This is a genomic window from Neoroseomonas soli (assembly GCF_018129065.1).
In the GTDB taxonomy this organism is placed as follows: Bacteria; Pseudomonadota; Alphaproteobacteria; order Acetobacterales; family Acetobacteraceae; genus Neoroseomonas; species Neoroseomonas soli.
Genome location: NZ_JAAEDM010000204.1, coordinates 1 through 876 on the forward strand (window position 1 = coordinate 1; position 876 = coordinate 876).

The 876-nt window shown below is 76.0% G+C and carries 1 protein-coding gene; it reads left to right on the forward strand.

What is annotated here, in order from left to right:
- The coding region (locus GXW76_RS25470; protein WP_211864932.1) for a two-partner secretion domain-containing protein at positions 1–876 on the forward strand (876 nt) is incomplete at both ends.

The window sequence follows — 876 nt, forward strand, 5'->3', positions numbered from 1 at the left end:
GCCCGTCATGGCGCAGACGATGCCCGCGCCGGGCACCGGCCCGACCGGCGGCCAGGTGGTCGCGGGCCAGGCGGCGGTCGCGCGCGCGCCGGGCCGGACCACCATCACGCAGGGCAGCGACCGCGCGGCGATCGACTGGCAGCAGTTCAACGTCGGCAGCCAGCACACCGTCCAGTTCGTGCAGCCGAACCAGGGGTCCTGGACGCTGAACCGCGTGACGGGGCCGGATCCCTCGGTCATCGCGGGGCGCGTCCAGGCCAATGGCAACGTCGCCATCGTCAACCGGTCGGGCATGGTCTTCGCCCGCGGTGCGCAGGTGGATGTGGGCGGGCTGATCGCCTCCGCCGCCGACATCACCAACCAGAACTTCATGGCCGGCCGCATGGCCTTCGATGGCGCCCCGCGGCCGGGCGCGCGGGTCGAGAACCACGGCACCATCACCGTCGCCGACCGCGGCCTCGCCGCGCTGGTGGCGCCGGGCGTGGCCAATTCCGGCGTGATCCGCGCGCGGCTCGGGCGCGTGGCGCTCGGTGCGGCGGAGACCTTCGTCCTCGACCTCGCGGGCGACGGCCTGATCGGCATCGACGTGACGCAGGCGGTGCGCACCGCGCCCGAGGGCGGCACCGCGCTCGTCACCAACAGCGGCGTCATCGAGGCACCGGGCGGCTCCGTGCTACTCAGCGCGCACGCCGCCTCCGGCCTGGTCGAGGACCTGGTGCGCCAGACCGGCCGCATCGAGGCGCCGACCCTCGGCACCCGCACCGGCGAGGTCGCGATCCGCGCCGAGGGCGGCAATGTCCGCGTCGAGGGCCGCGTCGCCGCGACCGGCGGCGCACGCGAGCGCGGCGGCCGCGTCGCGCTGCAGGCGACGGGCAC